The sequence below is a fragment of the Sinomonas mesophila genome (genome assembly GCF_001999765.1).
Taxonomy (GTDB): Bacteria; Actinomycetota; Actinomycetes; order Actinomycetales; family Micrococcaceae; genus Sinomonas; species Sinomonas mesophila.
In genome coordinates this window covers 185,585-200,826 of sequence record NZ_MTIC01000008.1, presented here as the reverse complement: position 1 = coordinate 200,826, position 15,242 = coordinate 185,585, and the positions used below count along the sequence as shown (strand labels likewise).

General features: G+C 68.5%; 10 protein-coding genes and 3 pseudogenes. 6 read left to right on the top strand and 7 right to left on the bottom strand.

Going from position 1 to position 15,242, the window contains the following annotated elements:
• Positions 1 to 37 precede the first annotated feature (37 nt).
• Entirely contained in the window at positions 38 to 1,726 is a 1,689-nt protein-coding gene (locus tag BV907_RS14275; protein ID WP_077490404.1) for a nuclease-related domain-containing DEAD/DEAH box helicase, read from the bottom strand.
• An 11-nt stretch (positions 1,727 to 1,737) separates the two neighbouring features.
• Positions 1,738 to 2,112 carry a PH domain-containing protein gene (locus BV907_RS14270; RefSeq protein WP_077490403.1) on the bottom strand — a complete coding sequence of 125 codons (375 nt, stop codon included), beginning with the start codon at positions 2,110 to 2,112 and terminating at the stop codon, positions 1,738 to 1,740.
• Positions 2,113 to 2,287: 175 nt separating this feature from the next.
• Here BV907_RS14270 and BV907_RS14265 point away from each other — a divergent pair, with 175 nt between their 5' ends.
• The 4 genes from BV907_RS14265 to BV907_RS14250 all read left to right on the top strand — a co-directional run bounded on the left by BV907_RS14265 (position 2,288) and on the right by BV907_RS14250 (position 5,701).
• Positions 2,288 to 2,878, top strand: coding sequence for a hypothetical protein (locus tag BV907_RS14265; RefSeq protein WP_175637470.1), 591 nt, complete (start codon positions 2,288 to 2,290; stop codon positions 2,876 to 2,878).
• A gap of 135 nt (positions 2,879 to 3,013) precedes the next feature.
• The gene (locus BV907_RS14260; RefSeq protein WP_077490401.1) at positions 3,014 to 4,339 is read left to right on the top strand and encodes a GmrSD restriction endonuclease domain-containing protein; all 1,326 of its coding nucleotides are present in this window, start codon (positions 3,014 to 3,016) and stop codon (positions 4,337 to 4,339) included.
• A 139-nt stretch (positions 4,340 to 4,478) separates the two neighbouring features.
• Entirely contained in the window at positions 4,479 to 5,225 is a 747-nt protein-coding gene (locus BV907_RS14255; protein WP_077490400.1) for a VWA domain-containing protein, read from the top strand.
• A gap of 11 nt (positions 5,226 to 5,236) precedes the next feature.
• A complete protein-coding gene (locus BV907_RS14250) occupies positions 5,237 to 5,701 on the top strand; it encodes a hypothetical protein (protein ID WP_077490399.1) in 465 nt (154 codons plus the stop codon).
• A gap of 12 nt (positions 5,702 to 5,713) precedes the next feature.
• Here the strand turns inward: BV907_RS14250 and BV907_RS14245 are convergent, their stop codons facing one another.
• Entirely contained in the window at positions 5,714 to 6,544 is an 831-nt protein-coding gene (locus BV907_RS14245; protein WP_077490398.1) for an alpha/beta fold hydrolase, read from the bottom strand.
• A gap of 147 nt (positions 6,545 to 6,691) precedes the next feature.
• Here BV907_RS14245 and BV907_RS19805 point away from each other — a divergent pair, with 147 nt between their 5' ends.
• Positions 6,692 to 6,847, top strand: coding sequence for a hypothetical protein (locus tag BV907_RS19805; RefSeq protein ID WP_425441643.1), 156 nt, complete (start codon positions 6,692 to 6,694; stop codon positions 6,845 to 6,847).
• Between the two features lie 421 nt (positions 6,848 to 7,268).
• Here the strand turns inward: BV907_RS19805 and BV907_RS14235 are convergent, their stop codons facing one another.
• Positions 7,269 to 9,371 carry a DUF262 and DUF1524 domain-containing protein gene (locus BV907_RS14235; protein WP_077490397.1) on the bottom strand — a complete coding sequence of 701 codons (2,103 nt, stop codon included), beginning with the start codon at positions 9,369 to 9,371 and terminating at the stop codon, positions 7,269 to 7,271.
• 207 nt (positions 9,372 to 9,578) lie between these two features.
• On the opposite strand from BV907_RS14235, the pseudogene BV907_RS14230 reads away from it, so the two are divergent.
• A pseudogene (locus tag BV907_RS14230) lies at positions 9,579 to 10,186 on the top strand (DNA polymerase IV); the annotation flags it as partial.
• 70 nt (positions 10,187 to 10,256) lie between these two features.
• Here the strand turns inward: BV907_RS14230 and BV907_RS19145 are convergent.
• The 3 genes and pseudogenes from BV907_RS19145 to BV907_RS14220 form a co-directional block, all read right to left on the bottom strand.
• Positions 10,257 to 10,508 (bottom strand): hypothetical protein, encoded by a 252-nt coding sequence (locus BV907_RS19145; protein WP_217697947.1) that lies wholly within the window; start codon positions 10,506 to 10,508, stop codon positions 10,257 to 10,259.
• 165 nt (positions 10,509 to 10,673) lie between these two features.
• A pseudogene (locus BV907_RS19800) lies at positions 10,674 to 11,693 on the bottom strand (DUF3322 domain-containing protein); the annotation flags it as partial.
• 271 nt (positions 11,694 to 11,964) lie between these two features.
• Positions 11,965 to 15,240 (bottom strand): annotated as a pseudogene (locus tag BV907_RS14220) (ATP-binding protein); the annotation flags it as partial.
• Positions 15,241 to 15,242 lie beyond the last annotated feature (2 nt).

Here is a 15,242-nt window from a genome sequence, read left to right as displayed (position 1 = left end):
TGGGGAATTGGGGCGGCACAGTTGTGTCTGCAAGGGGCTACGGCTGCCACACCTCTGCCGACGCAAGCGCCCGGGCCATCTCGTCCCCGCCCGCTTCGCGGATGATCTCCGGATCCCCGACCACGACAAGCAGGCTCCGCGCCCGCGACAGCCCCACGTAGAGCTGCTCGGCGGCGCGGGCCATCTCCTTGAACCCGTCGACGCACAGGATCACGACCGACCGCTCCAGGCCTTTGAAGCCGAGGACGTGCCCGTAGAACTCGCCCTCGCCGTCGTGGAAGGCACGCCAGTACTCGGCGACCGCCTCCGGGCCGGCGTCGAACGCCTCTTGGTGGATCGGGTGCCGTCGGCGTGTCGTGAGCAGGGCGATCTGGTTGTTCGCCCAGCCGTCCTCGAGGAGCGCGTCGACGCAGTCGGATGCCCGGTCCAGCGCATCCTCTGTGGCGGCCTGGACGAGCCGAACCGGCAGCCCTGTCCCGGTGCGCGGGGTGAAGTGCTCGCCGGCGAAGCAGCGGAATGTCTCGGCGATCCGCCGCGTGTTGCGCAGGTTGTCGTCGACGTGGAGGGGCGCGAAGCGGACGACGGCGTCTCGGGACTGGGCGAGGTCGGCGCCGTCCCAGCGGCGGTAGACGTCCTGTTGGCTGTCCATGAAGGCGTACACCGTGGCGCGGTCGGGGTCCCGGACACAGGAGAGGAGGGCCTCCCACCAGGACGGCGCGAAGTCCTGCGCCTCGTCGACGACGATCGCATCGAGCTTCTCGGACGGGTCCAGACGGGACCCGATCCCGGCGAGCAGCCTGGGCATGTCGGCGTCGAAGTACTCCTGCCCGGAGCCTGGAGGCACCCCGAGGCTCAGGGCATACTCGTGGAACTCGCCCGCGAAGACGGGCTGCCGGTGCTTCCAGCGCTTGGTCTGGCGTGCGAGGTGCTCGCCGAGCCCCTTGTTGTAGCAGAACAGACCCACCCTCAGGCCTTGGCGGCAAAGGCGCTTGGCCTTCTCGACGGCCAGCCACGTCTTCCCGCTGCCCGCGCCGCCGATGAATCGCACGTGCCGGAGGGACCGGGTCGCGTTGAGCAGGACGGACTGCCGTTCCGTGAGCGTGTCCTGCACGTCCTCGGACTCGACCGCCGGCCCCTGCCCGCCGTCGTCCTCCGCCAGCGAACCGGCGACGAAGCGCTCGAGGCGCGCGGCGTAGGCGGGGGCGAGCGTGGCGTGCCCGGAAGCCTCGGCGTGGATCGCGCCCCGCAGGGCCTCGGCGAGATCGAGCGGGCTGTCGAGATCACGCCGGTCGAGGACGAGCCTCCGGGGCACGCCGGCCATCGTCCAGTTGTGGGGGACGTCGGTGTACGGGAAGGCGGCGAGGTAGACCATGCGGCTCGTGAGCGGGGTGCCGAGGTGGTCGCCCACCATGTTGCGGTAGCCGTGCATCGCCGACTGTGCCTGCGCGACCGGGCTCTTGATCCGGTGCTTCCCGCCCCGGTCCGACTGGTACCACTGCCCGCCGTCGACGCTCACACGCCCGCCCTTGACCTCGATGCACGCGATGCCGACGTGCGGCCACAGCACGAGCAGGTCGATCTCGTGCTCGGCGGCGCCGTCGCGCACCTGCACGGAGTGGCAGACGACGGCGTCGTCCGGCAGCGCGTCGACGAGCCGCTCCCAGACGGCCCGCTCGGCCTCGTGCCCCGCCTCGAAGCCGGGGGATTCGGGAAGCGAGCGCGCCACGGTCGTTCGACCTAGAGCACGAACTGAGCAATCAGCTGCGACAGCCCCTGCACGTTGACGTTTCCCTTGAACTCGAGCCGCACCTTGCCGAGGCCGCTGAACCACATCTCGAGCTCGCCGTCGAGGTCGAACGTCCCCGCGGTCTCGACCGAGAACGCCTGGATCTTTGAGTAGGGGAGGGACGTGAAGTCGCGCTTCTTGCCGGTCATCCCCTGGATGTTGACCGTCATGATCCGCTTGTCCGTGAAGGTCACGAAGTCGCGGATCCCGCGGAACGCCGCGATGGGGTTCTCGCCCTGGACGAGCAGCGGCTGGATGTCGCCGGCGACGTCTTGCATGTTGATGGGCTGTAGCTTGAACAGCGAGCCGTTGGTCAAGTCGATCATGGTTCCCCCCGAGGTAGGCCCTTCGCCAGCAGTGCCGGCGCACGGAATACGTGGCCTTTCTACCACGCGACCCCACATCTGACAGCCGCTCGGGGACACGATTCATGAAGTCGGCAGTTCGGAGCTGCTGCCTGAGACGTTGGCGCATAGCCGAGGATTCCCCGAGGAATTCCCGATGAAGCCGTTCGGCGCGACTACCTCTGGAAGCATTTTCTGTAGGGCGCGTAATGAAGGGTGGTGTGCCGTGCGAATTCGACAGTTTGGCGAGGAGGACCGTGTGCTGCCTGATGGAAGCAGGCTCGTGAAGGAATTGGTGCTCGATGACGGCCAGCTGCTCGCCATGGCGGAGGCCAGCCTGCTGCTCGCCAGAATCGCCATGCATCGAAACGTGTCGAGGATCATCAACGTCGGCGGACGCTCACTGCTGGTCGTGCTCGGATTCGTGCTCGCCTTCGCCGTGACAGTGAACAGCATCAGTCTCGTGGTGGCGGCGGTGCTCGCGCTCGTGCTGCTGCTCACCCCCGACCAGCTCACCAGAGTGGACAGGAAGCTTGCCGCGCACCGGGAAGAGATGCTCGCGGGTCTCTCCTTGCCAGCCATCTTCTTCCACGATGCGGCCTCTCACTTCAGCTCGTTTCCCGCTCACGAGAGGCTCAGGCGCTATGGCGCCTTCCTCGGCGGTCACGATCTCGTCCTGGGTGGGGTGAGCGTTCGAATCATCAGAGAGGGAGACGGCACCTCCAGACTGCTTGTGGTCACGCCATAACTACGTGTTCTTGGTTTGTGTACTCGTCTTTCCGAACCCGGTCACTGGTGATCGGGAATGAGCCCTAGACTCCGGCTCATGCCTCCGTCGATTTCGGAGGTCGTCAGAACTTTTATCCATGGGGGATAACCGAATATGGGCTACACCCAGCTGCCGCCTGACGGCCGCAGAGCGAAGATTCCGGGAAAGCCCGGCCGCTCGACGTGGATCGTCGGCGGAATCGTCGCGCTCCTCGCCATCCTGCTCCTGGTAGGAGGAGGTTTCGCCGGCTTCCTGCTCGTCCTGTCGTTTGCCGCAGTCCTGACGGGCCTCTACATCGTGGCCACGGGGAGGCGGTCCTGGGCCCGCATCCCGGGCGGCCGGAAGATGGGCGGGGCCGTGCTGGGCGCAGCTTTCGTCCTGTTCGTCGTGGCGGCAGCTGTCGCCCCGAGGTCGGCGACGGATGACCGGCTTGCCCAGTCCTCGTCCGAGAATCCGGCTGCCGTCGCCGCGCCGTCGGCCCCGGCCCAGACCCCCACGGCTACGCCGACTCCGACGACGTCCGATATCGCGCCGCTGGATGCTGACGCGGTCGTCGCAGCAGAGGGTTCAGTGCTCCAGGAGCAGCCGGCTTACGCCACCAAGGCCTTGGACCTGCTAGCGACGCTCCCGATCAAGGGACGGGCCCCGAAGACGGGCTACGACCGGACGCAGTTCGGCCAGGCGTGGGCCGACGTGGACCGGAACGGCTGCGACACCCGCAACGACATGCTCGCCCGCGACCTGAGCGGGGAGACGTTCAAGCCCGGGACGAACAACTGTGTCGTCCTGACGGGGCGGCTCGAGGACCCGTACACCGGCACCGGGATCGACTTCGTCCGCGGCCCCAACTCCGCTGCTGTGCAGATCGACCACGTCGTGGCGCTCTCTGACGCCTGGCAGAAGGGCGCCCAGCAGCTGAGCCTGGCCCAGCGGACCGCATTCGCGAACGATCCGCTCAACCTGCAGTCCACCGACGGGCCCATCAACCAGCAGAAGGGCGACGGCGACGCCGCCACGTGGCTGCCGCCGAACAAGGCCTTCCGCTGCGAGTACGTGGCCCGGCAGATCTCGGTGAAGGCCACCTACAGCCTGTGGGTGAATCAGGCCGAGCACGACGCGATGAAGCGCATCCTCAGCGATTGCCCGGACCAGACCGCCCCGACCAACCAGAAGGCACCCGAGCCGACGCAGGCCCCGGCGCCTGCCCCCGCGCCAGCTCCGGCCCCGGCCCCTGCTCCCCCTCCGGCTCCCGTGCCAGCGCCAGCACCCGTGGCTCCCGCTCCAGTAGCACCGGCACCTGCGGCGCCGGCTCCCTCGAGCGTCTACTACAAGAACTGCGACGCCGTCAGGGCGGCCGGAGTGGCCCCGCTGCACATCTCGCAGCCCGGCTACCGCCCTGCCCTCGACGGCGACAGTGACGGCTGGGCCTGCGACAAGTGACAGCGGCGAGGGGCGCGGACACTTCCGCTCCCCTCGCCCGCTGCATGCATGTGAACCACGTGCCGGACTGGCACACATCATCAGGGAACACCCCGCCTGACCTCACTAGCTGGCGGGCCAGCACCGGAAGGAAACAGCGATGGGGATCACACTGGACAAGGTGGAGCAGAAGGCTCCCGAGCTGCTCAGCCTCGCCAAGACGGCCGCCGCGGCCGTCGACACGGCCCGTCTGGGCGGGCAGAAGTCCAAGGTCGCGCTCGTGCTCGACTACTCGGGCTCGATGAGCAAGCAGTACGGCAGCGGGGCCATGCAGCGCCTCGTCGAGAAGGTCCTCGCCCTCGGCGTCCATCTCGATGACGACGGCGAGATCGACCTGTTCACCTTCGACTCCGCCGCCCGCTTCGAGGGCACGGTGACTCTGGACAACTTCCGCGGCGTCATCGATGACATCGTCCGCCGCCGCCGGATGGGCACCACCGACTATGCGGCGGCGTTCGCCACGGTCCTACAGCACTACGGCTTCACCCCGCAGACGTCTGGCGGGCTCCTGCGCCGCCGCAGTGTAGAGCCCGTCGGGGCCTCCGACGGGCAGCCCGTGCTCGCGGTATTCCTGACAGATGGCGCCCCGAACAGCCGCACCGCGGCCGTCGCGGAGCTCACCCGAGCCTCGTACGCGCCGGTCTTCTGGCAGTTCTTCTCCATCGGCAGCGAGAGCATTGCCTTCCTGCAGAAGGTGGACGACCTCGAGGACCGGTACGTGGACAATGCCGACTACAAGCCGGTCGGCGACGTCGACACCACCCGCCCCGAGGACCTCTACGGGATGGTGCTGGACGAGTACCCGGGCTGGCTCGGGGAACAGCGCCGCCGCGGGCACATCCAGTGACTTCCAAGGACATGGACATCACGCATGGCACTACGGCGGGCGCCCAAGCCCTAATCTCGGCCCACCACGCACGCTCTCGGATCCGGATCGCCGCCGGCGTCGTCGCCATCGTCACGGCAACGATCGACCTGCTGCTGTGGCTCGGAATCACGATCGGCAGCACCCGTCGGCACGATCTGGCGGAGCAGGGGGCCGACGCAGCCCTGTGGATCCTGTTCCTCGGCGGCGCCACCACCCTGGCCGGCGGCATCGTGCTCCTCTGCCTCTCACGGCGACGCGGCGGCCCAGTGCCGGGGGCGATCGCCGCGTCGGTTCTGGCCACCATGGTCGGGGCCGTCATTGCGCACGGCCTGGGCATCTTCAGCTTCCAGACTCCCGGCGGGACCCTTCTGGCTGTGCTGAGCGTCGCGACCCTGGCCATGGCGGCTCTGGTCACCACGCTCGAGCGGAGGCCCAGCCCCGAGAACGCGGCCTGAGCCTGCAGGACCCTACACCCCCTGCCCCAGAAACCGCCGGAAGAGCGTGAGGATCGTCTCGGACGGGTGGTGCAGGGCGCCGTGGTCCGCTCTCGGGACGATCAGGCTGGTGCCGCTCGAGAGGGACGCGGCAATGTTGGAGGCGATCGTGTGAAAGTACCGGGGACTATTGGCGCCGGCAAGCAGCAGGACGGGGACAGCGATGCCGCCGTACCGATCGGGGGCTGCCCGGCTGCTGTCCAGCAGGGAGATCTCCTGGGCGAGGGCGGGGACCATCTCCTTCCACGCGCGTCCATCCCTCGTCAGGCGGGAGGCGGCCCACAGGAGCACCCGGCTGGCCGGGTCGGGCAGACGCACCTTCTGCATCCGCGGGTCGACCACTCGGGAGAAGACCATGACGGCCCGGACGTGGTCTCCTCTGGCCGCCGCGTCGACCAGCTGGGGCAGCATTCGCGTCGGCAGGCATCCTTCGATGTTGACGGCGGGATCGTAGACGGCGACCCGGCTCACCGGCAGGCGCAGCGCGGCCTCTAGCGCAATGCCGCCGCCGTAACTGTGGCCGAGGACGACGGAGCTCCCCGTGGCGTCCAGAACGGCCTTCAAGTCGTCCAGTTCGGTCTGCATGGAATAGTCGGCCGGCTGCGGGCTCGAGCGGCCGCGGCCCCGCCGGTCGTACACGTGCACCGGGATGGTGGTCGAGAGCCTGCTGGCGAATCTGCCGTACAGGACGGTGCGGGTCAGGCTGCCTGCGGGGAGGACGGCGCCCGGCCCGGTGCCGTAGCTGTAGACGGCCAGGGTGCCGCCGTCGGGGGTTCTGATCGACTGGGGCTGGGGGGCGACCACGGTGGGCTTCTTCCTCGGGCTGCGCCCCCAGACGCGACGGTATGTGTAGAAATGGTAGTCCTATGCCAGCGAGAGAGATAGGCACCTATGCTCGGAGCGGACGGTTCACTCTTCATGACCCAACGCTGTTGTGGGCAGACTGGTGGGGTGCGTGGAATCCGGTGGGTGGTGCACGTCGATCTGGACCAGTTCATCCCGGCGGTCGAGGTGCTTCGGCGGCCGGAGCTCGCGGCGTCCGACCCGCAGGACCTGGTCCCGGAGTTCGGCCCCAGGATGGGGCCTGGTACGCGCAGCGCGACCTGACCGCGACCGACATGGTGGACGACGCCGTGAGGGAGCCGACGGCGCACGTTCTTGAGGACGCCGTGGCCGATGGAAGGCCCGTGGTCGGGGGGCTGCCTTAAGATTCGGTACGCCCCATTCGTCACCACGACCCACGGGAAGAAGATTCCCGAGACCTTCGACCGGGACGAAGTCCTCGCGCGGGCCTTGGACCTCGCAGCCGACATCGAACCGGGCCGCCGATCCTGCTCCTGGCCTGCGGGCCAAGATGGCCATGCTCGACGACGCCCGTCGGGGGCGCACGCCAACCCGTGGCGGTTGGTGACGGCGTCGCTCCCGGACGCGATTGGCCCGGCTAAATCAGACGCGATTTCAGCGAAATATGGATATAAGGAAGCCGCCTTCCGGCTGATTGGTCCCTGGTGCCGGGCATACACCCGGGCTATGCCGGATCAATGTCCATCTGTCGCTCAAACGCCTGCCCGACCAAATTTAGGATGTAAGAAAGTTCGGTGCTCGAGTCGAGGAATACTTCGCAGTCGCCGTTCCCCCATCGGCCGAGGTTGGTGACGTCGCGGGCCAGTCCGCGCGGGTCGTTCAGCTCGTGGAATGGGATGTTGATCGACAACAGTAGGCGAGTCGTCTGGGGGATGACGTCGACGAAGTTGGTCTCTGCTTTGTAGGCGATGTACAGCTTCAGGAACTCTTCGGTCACTGCCGGGTCGAGGGAGAGGACCTCTTTGCGGAACTGCTCGAAGAGGTCACGGGTCGCCGTTCCGGCCGTCAGGTTGCGGTGGTCGTCGATGGCGTAGGAGGCTGCGACTGCTGGAGTACTGGCCGGCCGATAGTAGTCGAGAACGTGGGTGGGGAGGTCCGGCGCTCGCCAGATTCGCGTTGCGATTTCTGAGAGCTTTGCGGCGCGCGCGTCGATCGCGTCTTCGTTCCATCTGGCAGTCGTTCCGAGTCCGGCGTTGAGGCGTAGAGGGCTTTCGCGGAAACCGCCAGCCCTGTCCCGTTTCTCGGCAAAGGGATTGTCGCTGTACTCGCTGTTATAGCCGGTTAGGGTGAGGTTTCCCAGTGTGTGGAGCTTGGTCTTGTGCACGCGTTCCCAGTCGGGCCCTATCTCGTTTCGCCAGGCTGCTGGGAGGTCGTTGTTCTGGGGCATGATGTGCTCGATCGTGTACTCATCGACCGGCACGCGCTCCTTGCGGCCATCGTTCTCGATTCGACGCAGCCAGTAGCTACGGCTGCGGAAGTTATAGATGTCCCGCAATTCGAATTCGCGGCGAAATTCGTCATCGTTCGGGAAGCGTCTGTAAGAAGGCAGCAACTGGAACGCCGCCTGGACGCTTTCGAGGTAGGAGTCATCGTTGAGGTTTCGCGTAAAGGTGGCGAACGTCTTATTGAGCGAGTTCGTCGGGATCGCGCAGACCGAACGCCGGAACACGTAAGCCTCGACGAGCCGAACGATCATGAGGAAGTCGTCTCGGCTCAGCCGTTCCTCGTCGTAGCGCGCGTACACCTCCAGCAGAAACGGGTACGCGACGTCGACTCGGAGCTCTCGGAGGTCCTGAAAGGCTTCGGCCAGGCGTTTGTCGGGCTCCCTCCCCAGGGCCATCGCACAGTAGTAGTTCGCGAACCGTTCGATGTCCTGCACGAGTGAATCGACGCCGGCATTGGCGATTGGACCGAGGGTGGCATAGTCCTTGAACGCTTCGTAGACCGCTTTGACATTCGGGATATCAGAGGACTTGATCGTCAAGTAATCGCGCATGAAGCGGTCGAAGTGAGTGCCGTAGGATTCCTGACCGAAGCGTGTCTCCATGGGACGCCAGTGGGCTTCGTACAGCTGCGTCTGATGATCTGGATCGAGCCCCATGAGGACATAGTTCCGAATCAGGTCGGCCTGGCTCAGTTCCCGACCGGTCGAATTCATGCTCTCGAAGATCAACTGCGGGTTGTCCTGTCCGCGGCTGAGTGATACGTCGACGATCATGAGCTTGAGGAGGCCTTTGCACAGGGCATCAAGGTTCGAATCGAGCTTTTCGACCGCTTGGTCGAAGAATTCGAAGTTCTCCCTAACACGGATCGAGCTATTGTCAGGAAGTGGCTGCTGGCGTACAAGAGCGAGCAGGCTCGTCCTGTCATTCTGAGTCAGAAGCAGCTTGTGCCCCCTGTCCCCTGACTCGAGAGGGTTCTGTAAGAAGTAATGGCGAATCTTGAGGGCGCTGAATCCATCAATAGGCTCACCCTCGACATGCCGTGCAAGGGCCTCAAGGATCAGTGAGACAGTAGTCAGGCGCTGCTGTCCGTCGATCACGAGCAGAGGCGACTGCCGAGAAGCCTGGTACAGATCCTCTTGGATGTAGACCACCGAGCCGATGAAATGGGCGTTGACTTTGTCGTCTTTGCCGGCGCGCATGACATCGTCCCAGAGCTGCTGGCACTCCTTGATCGTCCAGCTGTACGTGCGCTGGTAGATCGGGATCACGAACTGCGGCGACGCCTGCAGAAACTTCAGCAGGTTGGACTCGACGGCTTTCATGCGATTGCTCTCCCTCTCCGGCTGTTCAGTCCAGCTTCGGCCTCATCCTAGAGCCTCTGATGGTTCGCTCGTCATTTGTGCATTTCTTGGTGTAGGACTCACGGTTGGGGTGTACCTGCAGGCGGGGAACATGGTCGCATGCGGCGCCATCATCATCTTGTACGACCTGTTGGCGTGAGCTCGTCCAATTCTTCGCGTATCGCGGCTAAGCAGCCCGGCGCCACCGCGCAGGTGCTGGGCTGGAATGAGGCCTTCGTGGGCATCGAGACGGAGGATCCAGAGGCCTACGCCCGGCAGGTGCGGGCCGCCGTCCTGGAGCGGATGCGGCTGCACTGCAGCGTGGGCATCGGCGACATCCTGGTCCGGGCCAAGGTCGCCACCGGATTCGGCAAGCCGGCCGGCCAGGGAGCTGTGGGCGTCGGGACCAAGGTGTCCGGCCGGCTGGCCAATCTCGGAATCAACACCGTCGCCAAGCTCGCCGGCTGCGATCCCCAAGACCTGGTCCCGGAGTTCGGCCCCAGGATGGGGCCCTGGTACGCGCAGCGCGACCCGACCTCGACCGCCATGGTGGACGACGCCGTGAGGGAGCTGACGGCGCACGTCTCGAGGACGTCGTGGCCGATGGAAGGCCGGTGATCGGGCTGACTCTCAAGATTAGGTACGCCCCGTTCCCGGACGAAGTCCTCGCGCGGGCCCTGGACCTCGCAGTCGACATCGAACCGGGCCGTCCGATCCGGCTCCTCGGCCTGCGGGCCGAAATGGCCATGCCAGACGACGCCGGGAAGGGGCGCACGCCAACCCGCGGCGGCTGGTGACGCCGTCGCTCCCTTCCTCGCTAGCGCGGATGAATCGCGTCGCCGGCAAGACTGCCGGGGTTGTCGTCGTTTATCGCGGGAGCTGCTGCGGCTCCGGGGCGTCCTTCCAGTGGATGACCGGCTTGTCGCTGTCGGCCGCTCGCAACTGGGCCCATTCGAACTCCGCTTTCGGATTGTCCATCAGGTACTCCGCGATCTTCCGATTGCTCAGACGCTCACCTTCAAGAGGATCCTTGGCCTCGCAGCGACCCAGGAGCACGGGCTGATGCTCGCGGAGCACCTTCAGGAACAGGTTGTACGCCTTCAGAGGCTCTTCGGTCATGACTTCCCCTATGTCCGATTCCGAACTGGCAGGAGCGACGCTACAGGCGGGATCACTGAGATTGCCAGAAGGCGAGTTCGCGTGTTCCACAACATCGGGCAGGAGCAGACGTTCCACTGCCCAGTCCCAGCGCACGTATTCCTGCTCCAGGCGCACGCCCGCCCACGTGCCCGGCCCGAGTCCACCGCCGGTCAGCTCCGCGTAGACCGCCGACTCCGCCTCGGTCAGCCGGGGGAGCGCCGCCCGCGTCGGCTTCGGATCCTCGACCCACAGTTCCCGGTGCGCCATCAGCGTCTCCCGGTCCATGAGCAGGCTCTCGACATGCGGATGGGCCGCCCGGTGCTGGTCGAGGGCCGCGAAGCCGTGGGAGTCGAGGTCGCCCCAGTAGAGGAGGCGCGCGTCGGCGACCCAGGCCGGCACGCGGGTTCCGGAGCCGAACCCGGCCCCGAAGACCGCCACGGCCCGGGGCATCGGCGGGAGGGACAGGAAGGTCACCTTGTTCTCGACCACGATCACCATCTCGACGTCGAGGCGCAGCCGGGCGAAGTCGTCCACGCGCAGCACGACGTCCGTGGCCCCGCCGGGGAAGGCCAGCGCGGGGTCCAGGAGGCGGAAGCGCACGGCGGGCGCCTCGGTCAGGAGTCCGTGCCGCGCCTCGAACCCGCCCGGCGGCCGGTCCGGGTCCAGCGCCGAGACGAGCTCGTCCAGCAGGCGGCGGTGCGCCTCGAGGAACTTCGTGTGGATGCCGGGCAGCGCGAGCTGCCGGAGGTACAGGCCGGGGGAGGGATGGCCCGCGAACCAGCGTGCCGCCCGCACGAGGTCCGGCAGCCGCTCCGCCGCCTCGAGGGCCTGGAGCGGCCGCCGCAGGAGCCAGCCCTCGAGCGAGGGTTCGGCGGCGAGGACCTCGCCGGCGAGGCGGCGGAACGCCTCGAGCTCCCGCCCCTGGCCGAGGAACGCGGCCTCGTCCCCGGGGGAGTCGAACACGACCGCGGACGGGACGAGGTTCGCCCCGATCGTCGTCCGCCCGGCCTCCGTCGTCTCGACCCGGAACGGCCCCGCGGCGGCGTGCAGCCGCGTGGCCCACTCGCGCGCGGCGGCGTAGTCGTCCCGCAGCTGCGCCGCCGTCGGCCGCTTGAGCGGACGACGGCGCGGGTACAGGCCCGTGGGCGCGATCGCCTCCCGCACGAGCTCGCCCCGGTCCCACGAGCGCTGCGCGAGGGCCCTGAGCTCGGCGACGCCGGTCCACCCCGGCCCGGCCCCGGCCCGCGCGGCGCGCCCAGCCGGCACGCCGGTCCCGCTCGTCGCGGTACTCCTGGATCGTCATGTTGCGCAGCCGCGAGTCCTGCCCGGTCGGGTTGGCCACGAAGCCCACGTGTGCCACATAGGGCTCGATCACGTGGATCTTCTGCAGCGGCGTGACCACGAGCAGTTGGAGCCGCAGCCGCCGGAACAGCTCGAGCCCGTAGCGGGCCGACTCGTCCGAGCCGCGCCCGAACGCCTCGTCGATGACCACGAAGCGGAAGCTCCGCTCGGGGCGGCCCCGCTGGGCTGAACCCCGATCGGCCACGCCGCTCGCCCCCACCGAGCCCCCCGGCGCCCTGCGGGCCAGCCCGAACTGGTACGCGAGCGCCGCGGCGAGGATCGTGTACGCGAGCTTCTCCTTCTGCCCGCCGGACTTGCCGCCCGAGTCGGTGAAGTGCTCGTGCTCCTCGCCGGTCTCGGTCCACCGCTCCGAGGCGCTGAACGTGAACCACTGCCGCACGTCGGTGACCTTCGCCGTCCAGCGCGCGTCGAGCGCGGTGAGGCCTTGCCGGCCCCGGAACCGCTCCACGAGCTTCTCGACCTGCAGGAACTTCTGCTCCGAGTACTGCTCCTCGGCCCCGAGCGTCCCCTCCGAGCAGGCCCGCAGGTCCGCGACGAACTCGCGGATGTCCGAGTCCGCGGTGGGCTGGTGCTCGAGCTGGATGTGCCGGCCCGGGTTGTACTCGATCTCGGCGAGGGAGGCGTTGATCTCCCGGATCCGGGCCGCGATGTCCGTCTTGCGCGCGTCGAGGAAGGCGTTGAAGCCCACGACCTCGTTGATCGTGTTCTGGTTCAGCGACTCCTTGAACCGCTCCTCGAACCGCGGCAGGTCGTTGCCCTGCAGCTGGGCCAGGAGCCGGTTGTACTCCGGCGCGGCGTCGAGGGACTCGTCGAACTCGGTCGCCTCGGCGGGGTAGGCGGCGCGGAACGCCGCCATGAGGTTGATGGTGCGCTCAGCGGCCCTGGCCACCTGCTTGTTCAGGGCGTCGAGCTCCCCGGTGAGCCGCTCCCGCACGCGGCTCTGCGCCCGCTCCGCCGTCTTGTACGTCAGCTGCTCCTCGCCGAGCACCCCGGCGGCGAGCTCCGCGAGCTCGGCGAGCAGCCCGGCGTCGTCCGTGACCGGCGACTCGGCGAGCACCGCCCGGCACTCCTCGATCGCCTCCGCGATCGCCCGCTCCTCGGCCTCGTTCGCGCCCTGCCGCCGCTGCACCGCCGCGACGCGCTCGCGGGCCCGCCCCAGGCGCACGACGGCGTCGGCCTCCCGGGCGGCGAGCTCGCGCAGGGCGTCGCTCGCCCCCTCGATCTGCGCCTTCTCCTCCGAAAGGGCGTCGATCTTGCGGGCGGTGCCGCGCCAGTCGATCTCCTCGAACGCGACCCCGCGCAGGCCGCCGAGGTGCTGCTGGCCGCGCGCGAGCCCGCCGAGGCCCTCGACGACCCGGTCGATCCGCCCGCCGAGGACCGTCAGCTGCCCCTCGGCGTCCTCGAGCTCGGCACGCAGCCGGGCGATCTTCTCGTGGTTGTCCCAGCCCAGGACGTACCCGCGCGGGTCGCGGAGGTCCCGGCGGTCGTCCTTCTCGTGCCGACCGCCGCCGGTCTTGAGCTGCCCGTTCGGCGTGACGGCGCGCGGCGAGCGGCGGAAGTCCTGGAGGCTCTCGCAGCAGCGGTGGTCGAACCGGCGGGCCAGCTCGCCGAGCAGGAACTCGCGGAAGGGCGTGCCCGGCTTGACGGCGATCTTGGACCCGAGCGTCCCCGGCTCGGCCGTCGGGACGGCGGAGCCGGACGACGCCCCGACCTTGAGGTACACGAGCCGCGCCCGGAGGTTGTTCGCGTCGACCCACGAGCTCACCGCCGCGTAGTGCTCCTCGGGCACGAGCAGCGAGAGCGCGAACCCGCGCAGGGTCCGCTCAGCCGCGCCCTCCCAGAGCGACTCGCCGTCGCGCACGCGCAGGAGCTCGCCGGCGTAGGGGAGGGCGGACTCGGCGATCCCGGCGCCGACGCAGAGGCGGGCGCGCAGCTCGAGCTGCTGGCGGGGCAGGAGGTTCTGCCGGGCCGAGAGGCTGCGGACGTCGGCGTCGAGCTCGGCGCGGCGCGCCTCGGCCTCGTTGCGCTCGGCGAGGAGCCGGGCCTGCTCGTCCGCGAGGGTCTCGCCGCGCTCGCGCAGGCCGCGTTCGACGGCGTCGAGCCGGCTCGCGTTGTCGTCGAACCCGACGCGGTCCACGGGATCGGGCAGGCCGAGCCCCTCGGCGGCCGTGGCGTAGGCGGAGCGCCTGGACTTCTGCCGCTCCATCCCGGCGGTCAGGTCCGTGATCTCCGCGTCGATGGCCGCGATCCGGCCGCCGCCCTGCGTGCGCAGGTCCTCGCGGATCTGCGCGAGCTCCCGCTCCACGGCGAGCTCCTCCGCGAGCCGCTCGCCGCGCTCGCGCTCGAGGCGCTCCGCCGTCCGGGCCAGCTCGGCCTCGTGCTCGAGGCTCAGCTCGAGGCGCCGGGCGGTGAACCAGGGCTTGAGCTGGTCGCGCTGCGCCCGGCCGCGGCTCTCCCTGGCGGCGAGCTCGTCGTGCCGGGCGGCGCCGTCGCGCACGGGCTCGAGCCGGGCGATCTGGTCCTTGGCCCGCAGCACGGCGTCGTGCGCCTTTGTCAGGTCGTCGAAGTGGTGCAGGAGGTTGTCGATCCTCGCCCGGACGTCGTCGTCGTCGAGCATGTTGTCGCGCACGAACTGCGTGATGTTCTCGACCTGCTTCATCGAGACCGTGCGGTGGAACAGCTCCATGGCCTGTCCACTCGTGATCCCGAAGTGGCGCTTGAAGGCGGACTCGTAGCGGCCGAAGTCGTCGAAGACGTCCACCCCGGCGGCCCGGAGGGTCCGCTTGAGCTTCGCCGGGTCGCCGCCGAAGTCCGAGAAGTCCCCGGCGATGCCCTGCTCCCGCCCGGCGACGCTGTAGAAGCGGCTCGGCTGCCCCGCCTCCTGCGTGGCCCACAGCGTGAGCGAGAGCGAGACGGCCTTCCCGAGCGCCTCGTTGCGGAACACGCCGAGGACCACCGAGTAGCTGCCCGGCCCGCGCAGCGCGACCGGCTTCGAGCTGTCCCCGGCGGCCGTGCGCTCGCTCTTGTGGAAGCCGCGCACGTAGGACATGAGGGTGCGCTCCTTCCGCTGCGCGCCCGCGGCCTTGTTGTACTCGATCCGGTGCGCCGGCAGCAGGAGCGTCGTGACGGCGTCGACCACCGTGGACTTGCCCGAGCCGATGTCCCCGGTGAGCAGGCTCGTCTCGCCGTCGAGGCGGAAGGTGCGCACCCCGCCGTCGAACGTGCCCCAGTTCAGCAGCTCGAGCCGGTGCAGCCGGAAGCCCGGCCGCAGCCCCTGGCCGTCTCCCGCCGGTTGCGCCGTCTCGTCTGCGAGCCCCTCGAGGCTGAAGAGCTGCTCCTGCTCGTCCACGC

What these genes read in the sequence shown, in the direction of transcription:
- BV907_RS14235 (WP_077490397.1), bottom strand. Translation starts at nt 9,371, where the DNA reads ATGAAAGCCGTCGAGTCCAACCTGCTGAAGTTTCTGCAGGCGTCGCCG.
- BV907_RS14250 (WP_077490399.1), top strand. Translation starts at nt 5,237, where the DNA reads ATGGACATCACGCATGGCACTACGGCGGGCGCCCAAGCCCTAATCTCG.
- BV907_RS14260 (WP_077490401.1), top strand. Translation starts at nt 3,014, where the DNA reads ATGGGCTACACCCAGCTGCCGCCTGACGGCCGCAGAGCGAAGATTCCG.
- BV907_RS14270 (WP_077490403.1), bottom strand. Translation starts at nt 2,112, where the DNA reads ATGATCGACTTGACCAACGGCTCGCTGTTCAAGCTACAGCCCATCAAC.
- BV907_RS14265 (WP_175637470.1), top strand. Translation starts at nt 2,288, where the DNA reads ATGAAGCCGTTCGGCGCGACTACCTCTGGAAGCATTTTCTGTAGGGCG.
- BV907_RS14255 (WP_077490400.1), top strand. Translation starts at nt 4,479, where the DNA reads ATGGGGATCACACTGGACAAGGTGGAGCAGAAGGCTCCCGAGCTGCTC.
- BV907_RS19145 (WP_217697947.1), bottom strand. Translation starts at nt 10,508, where the DNA reads ATGACCGAAGAGCCTCTGAAGGCGTACAACCTGTTCCTGAAGGTGCTC.